This window comes from Acidaminococcus sp. (assembly GCF_057597765.1).
On record NZ_DBMBXK010000003.1, the window covers coordinates 178,813 to 195,936 of the forward strand.

The following is a 17,124-nucleotide window of genomic DNA, read 5'->3' on the forward strand; positions in this document are numbered from 1 at the left end:
TTGAATATCGTATACGATATTCAATTTTCCATATACAACATAAAAGATATTGAATTCCCGTCAAAAACTCCTTACAATAAAGGTATCTATTCATCCATAGGAGATCGTGATAATCATGCAAACCCTGAAAATGGTCCCCACCCGGGTGCGGGTCACTTCCATACTCAAACGTGCCATCTACAGCGGGGAATACAAATCCGGTCAGGAGCTGAGCCTGACTGCCATTGCAGAAAAGCTGGGCATCAGCCGGACCCCTGTCCGGGAGGCCTTTCAGACTCTGGCGGCCGAAGGCCTGATCACCCTGCGCATGAGCAAAGGTGCCATCGTCAATAAAATCGATAGGAAATTCATCCAGGATACTTTTGAAATGCGCATCCTCCTGGAATCCACCGCTGCCTACAAGGCCGCACAGAACGGTCTGAAAAATGGAGAAGAGCTGATGGCAAAGCTCAGAGCCCTGGCCGACACTAAAGGCCCCATTGACAGCAAAAGCTATGAGGAACTGAACCAGACCATCCATATGGCCATCTGGGAAGCTGCCGACAACCAGAAGCTGACCAGTTATCTCATGGAACTGTGGAACGGTCCCAGCACCGGCCATGCCATTCCGGAAGAACAGCAGCACTACCGGCTCTCCACGGAAGAGCATATCCAGATCCTGGAAAACATCCAAAACCACAACCCGGTTGCCGCAAAAAATGCCATGGAAAAACATCTCCGGCGCAGCGAAGACAATGTGCTGAATTACCTGGAAAACCGGGATGCGTAAAAAGAAAAGGTGCTGCACAGAACGTGCAGCACCTTTTCTTTTTGTCAGCGGTCAACGGTCAGTGACCGTTGGGACCCCCTTGTTCCCCCCATCTCCAACTGACTTTTGACGGGGCGCCGAGCCTGCGCCCCCTACGGTTATACACAATAAGAAGAACCTGGCCGAAGGACAGGTTCTATCCAACGACCCGAGACTCACGGCTCGAGACCCGAGACCTGAAAAGAGGGCTGTTGCCCTTGCAACAGCCCCCTTTTCTTTAATCAATCCTTCGATTGTGTTTAATTTTCCTTTAAGATTCCCTTCTATACTGGAACCATCAAGATATGGGAGGATCCGGATATGGAATATTGGGAACATGACGACAATCCGCTGCTGGGCTTTTATCATCGGCACTGGCCTGCTTTTCTGCTTCTGCTGCTGAGCCTGGTGCTGTTCTTTGCCGGCAACGGACAGCTGTTGATCACCGATCCGGTGGAATCCAACTATGCCCTTACCGCCAAGGAGATGCTGGCTTCCGGGGACTGGCTTTCCCCCCGGATCTACGGAAACTACTGGTATGACAAACCCTGGATGTTCTACGGAGAACTGCTGGCGGCCTTCCAACTGTTTGGAGAGACTTCCTTTGCCGCCCGGTTCTTCCCGGCGGTTTTCGGCACCATCGGGGTGCTCCAGACCTACTGGTTCGCCCAGAAGCTGTACAGCCGGAATGTGGGATTCCTCAGCGGTCTCATTATGGCCACCAGCGCGGAATATTTCTACCTGGCCAAAGCGGTGATCACCGATATGACCCTGTTCGTCACGCTGGACGGAGCCCTGATGCTGTTCTACCTGGCCAAGACAGAAAAACGGCCCCGTCTGTATTACGGAGCCTATGCCCTGGCCGGTCTGGCCATCCTGACCAAAGGGCCTCTGGGTCTGGTGCTCCCCGGCCTGATCATCCTGGCCTACCTGGCCGGGAACCGGGATTTCAAGACCCTGGCCCACATGAAGCTGTTCCGGGGGATCCTGCTGGCTCTGGCCATTGCCGCCCTTTGGTACGTCCCCATGACACTTCTCCACGGTTTCGCCTTCCTGGACGGGTTCATCGGGGTCCACAATGTGCTCCGGGCCACGGTGTCTGAACATCCCCGGAACAACACCTGGTGGTATTACTTCCTGATTTTCCTCATTGGCTGCTTCCCCTGGAGCCTGAGCCTGCCCTGGCTGTGGAAGAAGTACGGGAAGACCCTGAAGGAACGGATCAAGACCCGGACCTTCTGGAAGAGCCTGGACGACCAGCAGCGGTTCCTGTTCCTGTGGGTGCTGGTCACCTGGTTCTTCTTTGAATGCATGGCCACCAAATATCCCACCTACACCTTCCCCTACCTGCCCCCGCTGGCCATAGGCCTGGCCTGTGCCGTCAGCCGGCTGGATTTCCAGTACTGGGTGAAACGGGCAGCCGCGGCCATGGTCCTGCTGTTCACGGTGCTGTCTTTTGTGCTGGCCGCCCCTTTGTGCCGCCAGGCTTCCGCCTGGGATGTGGCCCAGCTGGTTTCCGTCCATCATGTGCCCGGGGTGCCGGTGTACGTGTACGGGGGCCGGTATCCGGTTTCCTTCACCTATTACAGCAAGATTCCCGCTCCCCGGCTGGTAACCCGGCAGCGGCTGCAGCAGATGCGGCCGGAAGGAATCAACTGGAACGCCAAGAACATGATGCCCTTCCAAGCCCTGGAAGATCTGCCGAATACGGGACGGCTCATTGTGCTGGTGGACCAGAGCAGCCAGAAAGACTTCCTCCAGCAGGTCCCGGGAGACTGGGAGAAGCTGGGAGAAGGAGGACGCTGGACCGTGTGGGGAAGAAACTGAATCTCCTGGAAGCAAAAAGGACTGTCCCTGTTACAGGGCAGTCCCTTTTTTCGGTATGGTGAAACCGGAGGCTTTCAGATCGATTCCTTCATGTTCCAGCAGCCACACTTTCCGGGGCATACCGCCGCCGTATCCGGTCAGGCTTCCGCTGGTCCCCACCACCCGATGGCAGGGAATAATCAAGCTGATGGGATTGTGGCCCACCGCTCCTCCCACGGCCTGTGCCGACATCCGCTCCTTTCCCTCCCTCCGGGCCATTTCCCGGGCAATGGCGCCATAGGTCATGGTCTTTCCGTAAGGAATGGTCAGCATGATCCGCCCTACCTGCTGCCGGAAATCACTGCCGGACAGTTCAAGGGGAGGCGTGAAGCCTGGATCTTTCCCCTGGAAATACAGGTCCAGCCAACGCCGGGTTTCCTGGAATACAGGGAGATCCGGCCGTTCTTCCACACCGTCTTCGTTTTTCATCCGGATTTCTTCATACTTCTCTCCCTGGAACCACAGCCCGTTCAGTTTTTCTCCATGGCTGCTCAAGAGGATGGTCCCCAAGGGACTTTCCACCTTATCCATATACAACACCGTCTTTTTCATGGTTTTCCCTCCTGTTCTGCCTTTATTGTACCAGAAAAAAAGAAAAAACCGGCGGTTATCAGACAGGAAAAAGGGGCTGCTGCAGACGCAGCAACCCTCTCAATGATTCCCCAGATACCACTGGACGAACTGTTTGGCAATCCTTCCGTTCCGGCCGGAGTGTTCCATTTCCCACCGGACCCCTTCCACCCGGAGTTCTTCCGGGGACAGCTGGATGCCTTCTTTCCGGAGTTCGTGGTCGATGATGGCCAGGTATTCCTGCTGGGTGGGAGCCCCGAAATGGAGGATCAGCCCAAACCGGTCGGACAGGGAAATGGATTCGTTGGTGGCGTCTTCCCGGTACACTTCCGCCTCCAGGTCGTCACTCCGGTCCGTCCAGGTTTCCTTCAGCAGGTGCCGCCGGTTGCTGGTGGCGCACAGCATCACATTGTCCGGCTGGGGAGCAGCCCCTCCGTCAATGGCGGATTTCAGGTACTTGTATTCCTTTTCGTTCTCATCAAAGGACAGGTCGTCGAAGAAGAACAGGAACCGGTGGCTGCGGATCTTCCCGGCCCGTTCCATGGCTTCCGCCAAGAGCTGGAGCTGATCCCGCTTGATCTGGACCAGACGCAGGCCCTGGGCACTGAACAGGGGGATCAGGGCCTTGATGGAGGTGGACTTCCCGGTGCCCCGGCTGCCCGTGGACAGCACATTGTTGCAGCCCCGGCCGGCCATGAACTGCCGGGTATTGGCCAGGAGCTTCTCCTTCTGGTCCTCATAACCCAGGATATCGTCCCAGGCGTAATGGGGAAAGTCGGCAATCCCCTGGAACCGTCCTTTGGCATCCAGGCAGAAGGCTTCATACCGGGCCATTTTTCCCCGGCCGTACCGCTGGTAATGGTGGAGCAGCAGCCGGGCCTGTCCGGCGGCTTCAGGGGTTTCTTTCAATTGCCGGGCCAGCTGGCTTTCCAGGTTCTCCCGGGCCGGCCGGCTGGGTTCATAATGGTCATAGAACCCGTCCTGGAACACCGCCTGCCCGGACAGGTCCAAAAAGGGACGGAGGGCCTCCAGGTCCCGGGTGAGAGCCGCCAGAAGGCCGCTGCCGGCGGTGCCCCGGTTTTCCGCCACCTGGGCGGCCAGGTTGTCCCCTTCTGCCAGGAGATGGAAAAAGTATCCCTGCCACAGGTTCCCGGCAAGGCCCAGCTCTTCAGCGGCGGCCAGGACAGCTTCCCGGGCCCGGGCCAGGTGTTTCTCCCGTTCCGGATGGGCCTGGGCTTTGGCCAGGCTGTGGATCACCGGATCCCGGCGAAGGTTCCGGAGGACGGACAAACGGGCAAACAGGCGGAAATCCGCGGTCTGGTTCTGGCTCATGGCTGTTCTCCTTTCCTTTCAGCCGGTTCCGTTTCTTCCGGCCGAGGTGCGGCCAGCAGGCTGTCCTTCACCGTCTGGGGCCCCCGTCCCAGGGCAATCTGGCCGGTGGTGGCGATTTCCAGGACGGTGTAGCTCCGGAGCATCTGCTTTAAGGCCTCAATATGATCCTGTCGTCCCGTAAGCCGGAAAATCAGGGAATCCGGATACACATCCACGATCTTGGCATGGAACAGGCCAGCAATGTTGGTCAGTTCTTCCCGGATCTGGGGGGTAGGGGCGCTGACCTTGATCAGGGTCAGTTCATAGCTCACCAGGGGGGCATCATCCAGGTTCACCACCTTGATTACATCGATGAGATGGCTCAGCTGGTGGATGGCCTGGTCCAGCTGGAACCGGCTTTCCACTCCCACCACCAGGTTGATCCGGCTGATTTCCGGGATTTCCGTGTAGCCTACGTTCAGGCATTCTATATTGATGTTCCGGCGGGCGATGAGTCCGGCCACATGGGACAGGACTCCCGGCCGGTTGTTGACCAGAAGGGCGATATGCTGCCATTTCATGGGTTTTCCTCCTTATTTCTCTTCCGGGCCCAGGATCATCTGATCCAGCCCTTTGCTGCCCGGGACCATGGGATAGACCCGTTCATCCTCGGGAATGGTGATTTCCAGCAGGGCGGATCCCTCCGACCCAAACAGGAACTCCAGACCTTCTGCCAGCTCTTCCGGCCGGGAAATGCTCCGGGAAGGGATCCCCATGGCTTCCGCGATTTTGGCCATGGAGGGCTTCCGGATCAGTTTGGTCTGGGAATACCGGCCTCCCCGGAACAGGCCCTGGAGCTGGCGCACCATGCCCAACTGGCCGTTCCGCAGGACGATGGTCTTCACCTGGATGCCGTAGGTGGGCAGGGTGGTGAATTCCTGACAGTTCATCAAAATGCTCCCGTCCCCGGTAATCAGGAGGACGGTTTTGTCCGGTTCCCCCACTTTGGCTCCCAGGGCGGCAGGAAGGCCGAACCCCATGGTGCCCAGCCCTCCGGACGTAAGGAAATGCCGGGGCTGTTCCGTAGGGAAGAACTGGGCCGCCCACATCTGGTGCTGGCCCACGTCGGTGACCACAAGGGTGTCCTGGGGAGCCCGGGCCGCCGCCTGTTTCAGGGCGGTTTCCGGAGAAATCCCCCCGGTGCACCCATGGGCGCTGCAGGGGACCTCCCGTTTCATTTCTTCTCCCTGTTCCCGCCAGGGAGCCGTCTGCTCTTTAACGGCTTCTGCCAGAGGTTCCACCAGACTGGCAAAAAGGGGCAGGGATTCCTGGAGATCGCCGGGCACCGCCACCTGGACCGGGATGATCTTGTTGATTTCCCCCGGTTCCACATTGAAATGGACGATCCGGGCCGCCGGGGCAAACAGGCTGGCCTTGGCGGTGGACCGTTCGTCGAACCGGACCCCGAAAGCCAGCAGCAGGTCACAGCCGGATACTGCCATATTGGCGGCGTAGCTGCCGTGCATCCCCAGCATCCCCAGGTTCTGGGGGAGGGAATCGGGCACGGCCCCTTTCCCCATCAGGGTGGTGACCACCGGGATCCCGGTTTTTCGGGCCAGTTCCGTAAGCACTCCTCCGGTGCCAGACAGGATCACCCCGCCTCCGGCCATGATCACCGGACGGTGGGCCCGGCAGAGGGCTTCCGCCGCCCGCCGGACATCGGACTGCCGGGGATGGAGACTCCCCTGGTAGCCCAGGAGATGGACCTCCTGGGGATACTGGAAATCCAGTCTGGCATCGAACACGTCGGTGACGATGTCGATGAGCACCGGTCCCGGCCGGCCGGTCCGGGCAATGTAAAAGGCTTCTTTCAGCACCTGGGGCAGGTTCTCCACCTTCCGGACCAGATAGTTGTATTTGGTGATGGGAGTGGTGATCCCTGCGGTGTCCGCCTCCTGGAAGGCATCCTGACCGATCAGGGAGGTGGCCACCTGACCGCTGATAATCACCAGGGGAATGGAATCCATGTTGGCGGTGGCAATCCCCGTCACCATGTTGCAGACCCCGGGGCCGCTGGTGGCAATGCACACCCCCACCTTTCCGGTGGCCCGGGCGTACCCGTCCGCCGCGTGGATGGCCCCCTGTTCGTGGCCGGTGAGAATATGGGGAAAGTTGGTTTTGTAAATGGCATCATACAGGCCCAGTACGGCCCCTCCCGGGTAGCCGAAAACCACCGGGACCTGTTCTGCTTTGAGACATGCAAGGATGGCTTCTGCGCCGGTCATTTCCATAAGAGGTCCTCCTTCAACGCTGTTTCCTTTTCAACTGGGCCCTGGTATCGTGGCCCTGATCCTTTTCAATGGGTTCTGGTATCGGAACCCGGGTGGGGAAAGTCGATTTGACGGTTGCCGCAGAAATAAAAAAAATCCGTCCCTCCAAAGGGACGGAAAAATCCGCGGTACCACCCTGTTTCCCCGGTCCATTGCTGGTCCGGGACACTTTGCCACGTACAGTCATACGCGCTTCCGGTAACGGGGAACACCGTCCAGGCCTACTGCACTGCTTCAGCCTGTCTCCTCCGGGACCAGTTTCCTCCAGGTTCCCCTGATGGCTCGCACCTGCCGCCATCTCTCTGTCAGCTTCCCCCGGACTACTCTTTCCCCTCATGGGATTGGGATTTGAAATTGTGAATTGTCGCTATTTTATCTCCCGTGAGGACGCTTGTCAATATCTTTTTGTGTTTTTGTTGCATTCTCCTGTTTTTTATTTTTTAATTGTAAAGAAAGAAACAGCCCATAAACTCTTTCGAAACAATCTTTCCTTCCATTCGGAGGCCCCAGGAAAAATGCTATAATATGAAGACATTCAAAAAGAAAGGAGCCTCCCGCTTTTCCCGGGCGGGACTGTGGAACCTATGCGCTGGAAAGACCTTCCCATCCGGAAACGGCTGCTGGCCGCCAACTATCTGATGATCCTGACCCCTGTACTCTGCTTCATGGTGCTCAGTGTGGGGATTTTCTGGATCTTTGGTATAGAAAACCTGAACCGTGCCAGCGTCCTTTCCTTCATCTGGCCGGAAAGCGGCCCCACTCTGTCCATCCAGTTTGAACTGACCCGGCTCCGGGTCCGGTCAGACCATTACAACCCGGACAAACCCAAACCTCTGCTGCTGGTCAGTGACCATCTGGAAGACCAGGGGCTCCGGGTACTGCTGGAACGGAACGGCCAGCCCTTCTATGTGACGGAAGGGCAGCAGCCGGAGGAAATCCGCACCGCCACTCTCCAGCAGGTACCGGAAGGCCGGGGTGGCATCAGCTGGGGAAAAAAAGGAGTGGCCTTCTACTACCGTTCCCTCCAGACCGGCGTGGAAACCTATGTGGTGGGGGCTGACCCGCTGGTGGAAACCGACGACCGGTTCGCCATGCACTCCAAGGAACTGTTCAAGGGCAGCTTCGTAGGAGCCTTCCTGCTGGTGATGCTGACCGCTGCCCTGGCAGGCCTGGCTCTCAGCCGGCTTATGGCCGTCCAGCTGCTGAAGCCTTTGAACAAACTCCGCCGGGTGGCCGCCCAGGTGAGCCGGGGAGACCTGGATACCCCGGTGAAAGCCGACAGCCGGGATGAAATCGGAGACACCCTCCGGGCCTTTGAGACCACCCGGCTGGAACTGCGCCATGCCCGGGAAAAACGGGAGCAGTATGACCGGAGCCGGAAGGAAATGCTGGCAGGGATCGCCCACGACCTGGCCACCCCTCTCACCAAAATCCAGGGCTATGCCTCCGGGCTCCAGGACGGGATCGCGGACACCCCGGAAAAACAGCAGCGGTACCTCCAGAAAATCCTGGAAACCACCGAAAGCATGGCCAAACTGAACCAGACCCTGTTCCTGTTTTCCAAACTGGATCTGGACCAGGTTCCCTTCCATTGGGAAACGGTGGATCTTTGCGCCTGTCTGAAGGACTATGTGGAGGAACAAAAGGATCACTGGGAACAGAACGGCCTCCAGGTGACTCTGGAAAGCACCCTGGACCGGGCCCCTGTGAAAATGGACCGGGACCAGTTTGCCCGGGTGCTGGACAACCTGCTGAGCAACAGCTGGAAATACAAAACGGAAAAAACCGGCACCGCCCAATTCCACCTGTTCTCTGACGGAAAGAACCGGGTACGGCTGGAACTGGCGGACAACGGATCCGGGGTGGCACCAGACCAGCTGGACCGGATCTTTGAAAGCTTCTACCGGACGGACCGGGCCCGGAGCCATGTGTCCGCCGGCAGCGGCCTGGGCCTGGCGGTGGTCCGGAAAATCGTGGAAACCATGAAGGGAAAGATCTGGGCGGAGGCCAATCAGCCCAGGGGCCTGAAAATATGCATGGAATTTTCTTTGGAGGAGAATGGGAACAATGGAAAAGATCCTGATTGTTGAAGATGACAGGGATATAGCGGAACTGGAACGGGATTATCTGGAAGCCAACGGCTATCAGGTGGAAATCGCCCCGGACGGCCCCTCCGGGGAAAAGAAAGCCCTGGAACCAGAGGTGGATCTGGTGCTGCTGGACATTATGCTGCCGGGGCTGGATGGGTTCCAGGTGTGCCGGCAGATCCGGGAAAAGCGGAACATCCCCATCCTTATGGTGTCCGCCCGGCAGGAAGATGTGGACAAGATCCGGGGCCTGGGCCTGGGCGCCGATGACTATATCGTGAAGCCCTTCAGCCCGGGAGAACTGGTGGCCCGGGTAAAGTCCCATCTCCAGCGGTACCGGCAGCTCACCGGCCAGAAAGCCGCCAGCCCGGTGCTCCAGCGGGGAGGCCTGACCATCGACCGGGAAGGCCACCGGGTCTATGTGGACGGGAAAGAAGTGATCATGCCCAACAAGGAATTCGCCCTGCTGCTGTTCCTGGCGGAACATCCGGGGATCGTGTTCAGCAAAGAGACCCTGTTCGAGCGGATCTGGGGAGAAGATTCCCTGGGGGACACGGCCACGGTTTCCGTCCACGTGAACCGGATTCGGGAAAAGATCGAAACCTCCACCACCAAACCGGAGTACATCGAAACCGTATGGGGCGTGGGCTACCGGTTCCGGAAATAGAAAAACGGCTATTACATTCTTTACACTTTTTATTTTCGTTTTGTGCTTTTGGAACTTTTTTAAAAATCATGTTGACAACTGTTCTTGTGCAATGTATACTGACACCATCCTTTTCAAACCAAGTGAACAAGGCAAATCCCATGAAGGGAACGAGTACTTTGCCTCCCGTTTCTCCCAGAGAGCTGACAGATGGTGAGAGCCAGCAGAAACCGGCAAACGAAAATCCTCCCCCAGGAGCCTGCTGAAAAACAGTAAGCACGGACGGCTTTCCCCCGTTAACCGGAACGCGTATGATAGTACGTTGCAGAGCGCTCCAGGCCAGCAATGGCCGGAGAACCAGGGTGGTATCGCGGAAACTTTCCGTCCCTATTTTCATAGGGACGGATTTTTTTATACGAAAAACCCCTGCAGCGTATCCCCATTTTATTTCTATTTTCAAAGGAGATGTTTCCCATGGCAAAAGTATTTTATGACAAGGACGTTAACTGGAGCGTACTGAAAGACAAGACGGTGGCCGTCATCGGCTACGGCAGCCAGGGCCATGCCCATGCCCTGAACCTGAAGGAAAGCGGCGTCAACGTGGTGGTGGGCCTGTACAAAGGCAGCAAATCCGCCGATGTGGCCCGGGCTGCCGGCCTGGAAGTGAAGACCGTAGCCGAAGCGGTAGCCGCTGCTGACGTAACCATGGTCCTGATCCCTGATGAAAAGCAGGCCGATGTGTACAAAGCCGAAATCGCTCCCAACCTGAAAAGCGGCAGCGCCCTGGCTTTTGCCCATGGGTTCAACGTCCATTTCAAGCAGATCGTCCCTCCCGCTGATGTGGACGTGTTCATGGTGGCTCCCAAAGGTCCGGGCCATCTGGTCCGCCGGACTTTTGTAGAAGGGGGCGGCGTCCCTGATGTATTCGCAGTGGAACAGGATGCCACGGGCAAATGCTTCGACCTGGCCCTGGCCTATGCCAGAGGCATCGGCGGCACCCGTGCCGGGGTCATCCAGACCACCTTCCAGGAAGAAACGGAAACTGACCTGTTCGGGGAACAGGCTGTCCTGTGCGGCGGCATCTGCCAGCTGATCACCAACGGATTCGAAACCCTGTGCGAAGCCGGCTATCAGCCTGAAATCGCCTACTTTGAAACCTTCCATGAAATGAAACTGATCGTGGACCTGATGTACGAAGGCGGCATGGCCAAAATGCGGAAATCCATTTCCGACACCGCCGAATATGGGGACTATACCGCCGGCCCGAAAGTGGTGACCCAGGATTCCAAAGCTGCCATGAAACAGGTTCTGAAGGATATCCAAGACGGCACCTTCGCCAAAGACTGGCTGCTGGAAAACCGTGCCGGCGGCCGGGCTCACTTCCTGGCCATGCGCCGTCAGCATGCGGAACATCCCATCGAAAAAGTCGGGGAAAAACTGCGCAGCATGATGCCCTGGCTCCATGAAAACGACAAAAACGAGTAATCCACAACCATTCCAGCTTTAAAGGAGGCAGGGGAAACCATGAAAATCACCGGTGCAGAAGCCGTCATCGAAAGTTTGCGAAAAGAACAGGTCCAGGTTGTCTTCGGCTATCCTGGAGGGGCCGTACTGAGCCTGTATGATGCTCTGTACCGGATGAAATTCCCCCATATCCTCACCGGCCATGAACAGGGGGCCGTCCATGCAGCGGACGGCTATGCCCGGGCCACCGGGAAAGTGGGTGTCTGCTTTGCCACCAGCGGTCCCGGAGTCTGCAACATGGTCACCGGCATTGCCACCGCCAATATGGATTCCATCCCTCTGGTGGTGATCAGCGGCCAGGTGGCCACCCATCTCATCGGCCGGGATTCCTTCCAGGAAGCGGACATCTCCGGCATCACCACCCCCATCACCAAGCACAACTACCTGGTGAAAAAGGTTCAGGACCTGCCCCGGGTGCTGAAGGAAGCCTTCTACATCGCCCGGAGCGGCCGGCCGGGACCGGTGCTGGTGGACGTGGCCAAGGATGTGTTCGACACGGCCTTTGACTACGAATATCCGGAAACCGTCTCCCTCCGGGGGTATCAGCCCCTCCAGGAAGGCCGGGAAGAAGAAGTGGACCGGGCCCTGGAGGCTCTCCGTAAGGCTCACCGTCCCCTTTTGATGGTGGGCGGCGGAGTGGTCCTGTCCGACACTGCGGACACCCTCCGGCAGATCGTCCAGGCCGCCCAGCTGCCGGTGGTATACACCCTTATGGGCAAAGGAGCCATCCCCGACGCCTGGGAAGAAAACCTGGGCATGGCCGGCATGCACGGCACCTGGACCGCCAACATGGCCATCACCCAGTGTGACCTGCTGCTCACGGTGGGAGCCCGGTTCGACGACCGGGTCACCGGCTCCGTGGCCAACTTCGCTCCCAAAGCCCGGATCGTCCATTTCGACATCGATCAGGTGGAGATCAACAAGATCGTCCACGCGGATCTCAGTGTGAACGGGGATCTCCGCTGGTCCCTGCCCGCCTTCTGGAAGAAACTGGAAGCCGCCCCCATTCCGGCGGTCCAGACCGTCACCTGGCGCCAGGAGCTCCAGGAAATGAAGGCCGGCCATCCTTCCGGGACCCGTCCTTCCTCTGACAGAGGGCTTTCTCCCCAGGTGGTGCTGGAACAGCTGGCCCAAAAGGCCGGTCCCGATTCCATTGCCGCCACCGATGTGGGCCAGCACCAGATGTGGGCCGCCCAGTTCTACCCGGTTTCCCAGCCCCACCACTTCATCACTTCCGGAGGCCTGGGGACCATGGGCTACGGTCTGCCCGCCGCCCTGGGCGCCAAACTGGGAGCCCCGGACAGCCCGGTGGTGCTGATTACCGGGGATGGCAGCATCATGATGAACTGCCAGGAATTTGCCACCCTCCACAAATACGGCATTGCCGTAAAGACTGTGGTCCTGCGGAACAACACCCTGGGCATGGTCCATCAGTGGCAGGGGATGTTCTACCAGGGCCATTTTGCCGAATCCGACCTGACCGCCAATCCGTCCATTGCCGGAATCGCCCGCTCCATGGGGGTACCGGCCTGGACAGTGGAAAGAGAGGACCAGCTGCCGGAAGCCCTGGACAGACTTTTTTCCCAGGACGGCCCGGCCCTTCTGGAAGTGACCATCCCGCCGGACGAAAATGTCTACCCCATGGTCCCCGGTGGAAAGAAACTGGATGAAATGGTAACAGGAGGCGAACAATCATGATCCGACAGCATCTGGCCATCCTGGCCGACAACAAGCCCGGGGTCCTGACCCATGTAGCCGGACTGATCAGCCGCCGGGCCATCAACATCGAGTTCATCAACGCCGGCTATACGGAAGAACGGGACGTGACCCGGATCAACATCGTGGTGTCCGTAGAGGACCGGTACGAGCTGGACCAGGCCATCAAACAGCTGGCCAAGCTTATCGATGTGATCAAGGTGGTGAACCTGGACGACGCTCCCTTTGTGAGCTACGAACTGGCCATGATCAAGGTCAGCGCCCCCACCCCCCAGGTGCGGGAAGAACTGACCAACCTGGCGGACCTGTTCCATGCCAAAGTGGTGGACGTGCAGAAAAAGTCCCTGGTGCTCCGGCTCACCGGCCGGGAAGACCACATCGACGCCCTGCTGGAAGTCCTGGAAGACTACCAGATCATAGAAATCGCCCGGACCGGGCAGATTTCCCTGGGACGGGGGCTGGTGCCGGTGAAGAAGATGTAAATGAAAAAAGGGGGTGTGAATTTTTTCACACCCCCTTTTGCTGCTCCAGCCAGCACCCCTTCTCATGGCTCCAGATGACTCCTACGGCCTGGAGGAGGGAGTAGACCACCGTGGTGCCCACGAATTTCATACCCCGCTTCTTCAGGTCTTTGGACAGGGCATCGGACAGAGGGGAATGGGCAAGGCCCGTTTCCCGGATGGTCTTTCCTTCCGTCCAGTGCCACAGGTACCGGTCGAAGGTCCCCCATTCCTTTTGGATGGTCAGGAACACCTGAGCATTGGTCACGGCGGCCCGGATCTTCAGCCGGTTCCGGATAATGGCGGGATTTTGCCGGAGGGCTTCTGTTTTTGCTTCCGTATAACGGGCAATGATTTCCGGGTCGAAGCCGTCAAAGGCCTGCCGGAACCCTTCCCGCTTGTTCAGTACGCACTCCCAGGAAAGGCCGGCCTGAAAGGTTTCCCAAAGCAGCATTTCGAACAGTTTCCGGTCTTCATGGACCGGCCGGCCCCATTCCTCATCATGGTACCGGATATACAAGGGATTGTTGGGATTGGCCCAGAAACACCGTATTTTCCCGTCCGCCCATTGGGTCATAATTTTCATCTCCTTCATCAGAAAAAGCTGCCTTTCCAGGCAGCTTTTTTCCTTCGGCCGCTGACCCTTGACAGCTGACCGCTGACGGTCTGTTGCCCAGGCAGCAGACCCCTTATTTTCTCACCGCTTCCGCCACCAGTTGGCCCATTTTCTTCGTGCCTACGGTGGTAAGTCCTTCTCCGGCCAGGTCCGGAGTCCGGTAGCCAGCTTTCATCACCTCGTCCACGGCCTTTTCGATGGCCCGGGCGGCTTCTTCCTGATGAAGGGAATAGCGCAGCAGCATGGCAGCAGACAGGATGGTCCCCAAGGGATTGGCAATGTCCTTTCCGGCAATGTCCGGGGCGCTGCCGTGGATGGGTTCATAGAGCCCGGTGCCGTCCCCCAGGCTGGCAGAAGGCAGGAGCCCGATGCTGCCGGCAATGGTGGAGGCTTCGTCGCTGAGGATATCCCCGAAAATGTTATTGGTAAGGATCACGTCGAACTGTTTCGGGTTCAGCACCAGCTGCATGGCGCAGTTGTCCACATAAAAATGGTTCAGTTCCACATCAGGATACTTGGCCTCATGGATTTCTTCCACGATTTTCCGCCACATCCGGGAGGCCCCCAGCACATTGGCCTTGTCCACGCTGGTCACCTTGCCCCGGCGCAGCCGGGCTGCCTCGAAGGCTTTCACGGCGATCCGTTCCACTTCCGGACGGGTGTATTTTTCCACGTCAGAGGCGGTTTCCACCCCGTCCACCAGGGCAGCTTCCCGGTGTTCCCCGAAATAGATGCCCCCGGTGAGCTCCCGGACGATGACCAGATCGGCCCCTTCCGCCCGTTCCGTCTTCAGGGGAGACAGATGGGCCATGTAGGGCCGCACCTGGACCGGACGCAGGTTGCAGTAGAGTCCCAGGGCCTTCCGGATGCCCAAAAGACCCTTCTCCGGCCGTTTGGTCACGTCTTCGATATGATCCCATTTGGGACCCCCTACGGCCCCCAGCAGGACCCCGTCAGCAGCCTTGGCGCTGGCGATGGTTTCTTCCGGCAGGGGAGTGCCGAACTGGTCATAGGCACAGCCCCCCATAAGCTTATGATCGTAGGAAATGTCCAGGCCGAACACTTCCGCCGTTTTCTTCAGGACTTCCAGAGCCGCATCGGTGATTTCAGGGCCGATGCCGTCCCCGGCCAATACAGTGACTTTCATCAGGCATGGACTCCTTTCACATAATTGATGAGACCGCCGGCTTCGGCGATTTTCCGGACAAAGGCTGGCAGGGGATGGGTCTTGATGGTCAGGTTCTTGTTCACCACATGGATTTCTCCCTTGTCAAAATCCACTTCCACCTGGTCTCCGGCCTGGATCTTTTTGGCTTCTTCCCCGATTTCCAGCACCGGCAGGCCGATGTTGATGGCATTCCGGTAGAAGATCCGGGCAAAGCTTTCCGCAATGATGCAGGCGACCCCTTTCTGCTGGATCACAATGGGGGCGTGTTCCCGGGAAGACCCGCAGCCGAAGTTCCGGCCGGCCACCATAATGTCCCCGGGTTTTACATTGGGGGCAAAGGTGGTGTCGATGTCTTCCATGGCATGTTCACTCAGTTCCTTGAAATCGGAGATGTTCAGGTAGCGGGCGGGGATGATTACATCCGTGTCCACATGGTCTCCGTAACGCCATACTTTACTCATTTCAGTACCTCCCTGGGATCAGTGATGTGACCGGTAACGGCGCTGGCAGCAGCCGTCAGCGGGCTGGCCAGGTAGACTTCGCTGTCCACATGGCCCATGCGGCCCCGGAAATTCCGGTTGGTGGTGGAAACGCACCGTTCCCCGGCAGCCAGGATGCCCATGTAGCCGCCCAGGCAGGGTCCGCAGGTGGGAGTGGAAACCGCTGCACCGGCTTCGATGAAGATATCCAGCAGCCCGTTGTCCATGGCCCGTTTGTAGATTTCCTGGGTAGCCGGGATGATGATGCACCGGACCCGGGGATCCACTTTCCGCCCCTTCAGGATCCGGGCCGCAGAAGCCAGATCCTCGTACCGTCCGTTGGTGCAGGACCCGATCACCACCTGGTCGATGGCCAGGTCTTTGCCTTCCGCCGCCGGATGGGTGTTTTCCGGCAGATGGGGATAGGCCACCACCGGCACCAGCTTGTCCAGTTCGATGGTGATGGTCCGGTCGTAGACCGCATCCTCATCTGCTTCCACCGGTTCCCATTCCCGGGTGACTCCCCGTTCCTTCAGGTATGCCCGGGTCTTGTCATCCACCGGGAAGATGCCGTTTTTGGCCCCGGCTTCAATGGCCATGTTGCAGATGGTGAACCGGTCCGCCATGGCCAGTTCCCCTACTCCTTCTCCGAAGAATTCCAGGGACTGGTACAGGGCACCGTCCACCCCGATCATCCCGATCAGGGTCAGGATCACGTCCTTGCCGGAAATGTAGTCCGTCTTTTTGCCGGTGAGCACCACTTTGATGGCCTTGGGGACCTTGAACCAGGTCTGGCCGCTGGCCATGGCTGCCCCCAGGTCCGTCTGGCCCACCCCGGTGGAGAAGGCGTTGACAGCCCCGTAGGTGCAGGTGTGGGAGTCAGCCCCGATCACCAGTTCCCCGGGAGCCACCAGCCCGCTGTCCGGCACCAGGGCGTGTTCGATGCCCATCCGGCCCACTTCGAAATAATTGGTGATGTTATGCTTCCGGGCAAAATCCCGCATATGCTTGCACAAAGTGGCGGATTTGATGTCCTTGGGAGGAGAGAAATGGTCCGGCACCAATGCGATCTTGTCCTTGTTGAATACCGGACGGCCGATTTTGTCGAATTCGTCAATGGCCGGAGGCCCGGTAATGTCGTTGGCCAGGGTCAGGTCAACCTGGGAAACCAGCAGTTCCCCTTCTTCCACCTCCGGACGGCCGGCATGCCGGGCCAGGATTTTCTGTGTTCTTGTCATTCCCATACGTATTCCCCTCTCTTGCACAAAAAGCCCCTACCTGCTGCAAAGCAGATAGGGGCGAATGGACGCGGTACCACCCTATGTTGGGTCTCATTCAGTTTAACGCACTGTGGACGGCAGGGACTACTGGACTTTCCCCCCTGCGGCTCCCGGGTGAGAGGAATCCTCGAAGCTTACCGGCTCACACCAGCCGCCGGCTCTCTGGAAGTTTCTGCGATTCCGCTCCCGTTCATTACCTGTGTTTGTTTGAAATGGTATGGTTTACATTATGCCACTGCACTCT

15 protein-coding genes and 2 other annotated features are annotated in these 17,124 nt (G+C 58.3%); of the genes, 7 read left to right on the plus strand and 8 right to left on the minus strand.

Annotated features, from left to right (window positions below; genetic code table 11):
- Window positions 1–115 precede the first annotated feature (115 nt).
- Together ACZOF8_RS03090 and ACZOF8_RS03095 are read left to right on the plus strand one after the other, a co-directional pair.
- Window positions 116–769 (plus strand): GntR family transcriptional regulator, encoded by a 654-nt coding sequence (locus tag ACZOF8_RS03090; RefSeq protein WP_022487962.1) that lies wholly within the window; start codon window positions 116–118, stop codon window positions 767–769.
- 339 nt (window positions 770–1,108) lie between these two features.
- Window positions 1,109–2,614, plus strand: a complete 1,506-nt coding sequence (locus ACZOF8_RS03095; protein WP_487426542.1) for an ArnT family glycosyltransferase — start codon at window positions 1,109–1,111, stop codon at window positions 2,612–2,614.
- A gap of 30 nt (window positions 2,615–2,644) precedes the next feature.
- On the opposite strand, the gene ACZOF8_RS03100 is transcribed toward ACZOF8_RS03095, so the two are convergent.
- The 4 genes from ACZOF8_RS03100 to ilvB (ACZOF8_RS03115) all read right to left on the minus strand — a co-directional run bounded on the left by ACZOF8_RS03100 (window position 2,645) and on the right by ilvB (ACZOF8_RS03115) (window position 6,825).
- Window positions 2,645–3,205 (minus strand): methylated-DNA--[protein]-cysteine S-methyltransferase, encoded by a 561-nt coding sequence (locus ACZOF8_RS03100; RefSeq protein ID WP_022487960.1) that lies wholly within the window; start codon window positions 3,203–3,205, stop codon window positions 2,645–2,647.
- 99 nt (window positions 3,206–3,304) lie between these two features.
- Window positions 3,305–4,555, minus strand: coding sequence for an ATP-binding protein (locus ACZOF8_RS03105; RefSeq protein ID WP_154487505.1), 1,251 nt, complete (start codon window positions 4,553–4,555; stop codon window positions 3,305–3,307).
- Complete coding sequence (gene ilvN, locus ACZOF8_RS03110; RefSeq protein WP_022487958.1) at window positions 4,552–5,115, minus strand: acetolactate synthase small subunit; 564 nt, start codon at window positions 5,113–5,115, stop codon at window positions 4,552–4,554. The genes ACZOF8_RS03105 and ilvN (ACZOF8_RS03110) overlap by 4 nt, the downstream gene beginning before the upstream one ends.
- 12 nt (window positions 5,116–5,127) lie before the next feature.
- Window positions 5,128–6,825 (minus strand): biosynthetic-type acetolactate synthase large subunit, encoded by a 1,698-nt coding sequence (gene ilvB, locus ACZOF8_RS03115; protein WP_154487503.1) that lies wholly within the window; start codon window positions 6,823–6,825, stop codon window positions 5,128–5,130.
- A gap of 145 nt (window positions 6,826–6,970) precedes the next feature.
- Window positions 6,971–7,210, minus strand: a binding site (T-box leader).
- A gap of 238 nt (window positions 7,211–7,448) precedes the next feature.
- On the opposite strand from ilvB (ACZOF8_RS03115), the gene ACZOF8_RS03120 reads away from it, so the two are divergent.
- From ACZOF8_RS03120 to ilvN (ACZOF8_RS03140), 5 genes are all read left to right on the plus strand, one after another.
- On the plus strand, window positions 7,449–8,954 hold the full coding sequence (locus tag ACZOF8_RS03120; RefSeq protein WP_022487956.1) for a sensor histidine kinase: 1,506 nt from the start codon (window positions 7,449–7,451) through the stop codon (window positions 8,952–8,954).
- Window positions 8,932–9,618: a response regulator transcription factor gene (locus ACZOF8_RS03125; RefSeq protein ID WP_022487955.1), complete on the plus strand. Its 687-nt coding sequence runs from the start codon at window positions 8,932–8,934 to the stop codon at window positions 9,616–9,618. The genes ACZOF8_RS03120 and ACZOF8_RS03125 overlap by 23 nt, the downstream gene beginning before the upstream one ends.
- A 131-nt stretch (window positions 9,619–9,749) precedes the next feature.
- Window positions 9,750–9,989 (plus strand) — a binding site (T-box leader).
- Window positions 9,990–10,071: 82 nt separating this feature from the next.
- Window positions 10,072–11,082, plus strand: a complete 1,011-nt coding sequence (ilvC, locus tag ACZOF8_RS03130; RefSeq protein WP_022487954.1) for a ketol-acid reductoisomerase — start codon at window positions 10,072–10,074, stop codon at window positions 11,080–11,082.
- 39 nt (window positions 11,083–11,121) lie between these two features.
- Window positions 11,122–12,819, plus strand: a complete 1,698-nt coding sequence (ilvB, locus tag ACZOF8_RS03135) for a biosynthetic-type acetolactate synthase large subunit (protein WP_487426543.1) — start codon at window positions 11,122–11,124, stop codon at window positions 12,817–12,819.
- Window positions 12,816–13,319: an acetolactate synthase small subunit gene (gene ilvN / locus ACZOF8_RS03140; RefSeq protein ID WP_022487952.1), complete on the plus strand. Its 504-nt coding sequence runs from the start codon at window positions 12,816–12,818 to the stop codon at window positions 13,317–13,319. Before ilvB (ACZOF8_RS03135) ends, ilvN (ACZOF8_RS03140) begins: the two co-directional genes overlap by 4 nt.
- 25 nt (window positions 13,320–13,344) lie before the next feature.
- Here ilvN (ACZOF8_RS03140) and ACZOF8_RS03145 read toward each other — a convergent pair whose 3' ends face one another.
- From ACZOF8_RS03145 to leuC, 4 genes are all read right to left on the minus strand, one after another.
- Window positions 13,345–13,914 carry a DNA-3-methyladenine glycosylase I gene (locus ACZOF8_RS03145; protein WP_487426544.1) on the minus strand — a complete coding sequence of 190 codons (570 nt, stop codon included), beginning with the start codon at window positions 13,912–13,914 and terminating at the stop codon, window positions 13,345–13,347.
- Window positions 13,915–14,026: 112 nt separating this feature from the next.
- A complete protein-coding gene (gene leuB / locus ACZOF8_RS03150; protein ID WP_329778219.1) occupies window positions 14,027–15,100 on the minus strand; it encodes a 3-isopropylmalate dehydrogenase in 1,074 nt (357 codons plus the stop codon).
- Window positions 15,100–15,582 carry a 3-isopropylmalate dehydratase small subunit gene (locus ACZOF8_RS03155; RefSeq protein WP_022487949.1) on the minus strand — a complete coding sequence of 161 codons (483 nt, stop codon included), beginning with the start codon at window positions 15,580–15,582 and terminating at the stop codon, window positions 15,100–15,102. Before ACZOF8_RS03155 ends, leuB begins: the two co-directional genes overlap by 1 nt.
- Window positions 15,579–16,844 carry a 3-isopropylmalate dehydratase large subunit gene (leuC, locus tag ACZOF8_RS03160; RefSeq protein ID WP_487426545.1) on the minus strand — a complete coding sequence of 422 codons (1,266 nt, stop codon included), beginning with the start codon at window positions 16,842–16,844 and terminating at the stop codon, window positions 15,579–15,581. Before leuC ends, ACZOF8_RS03155 begins: the two co-directional genes overlap by 4 nt.
- Window positions 16,845–17,124: the final 280 nt, after the last annotated feature.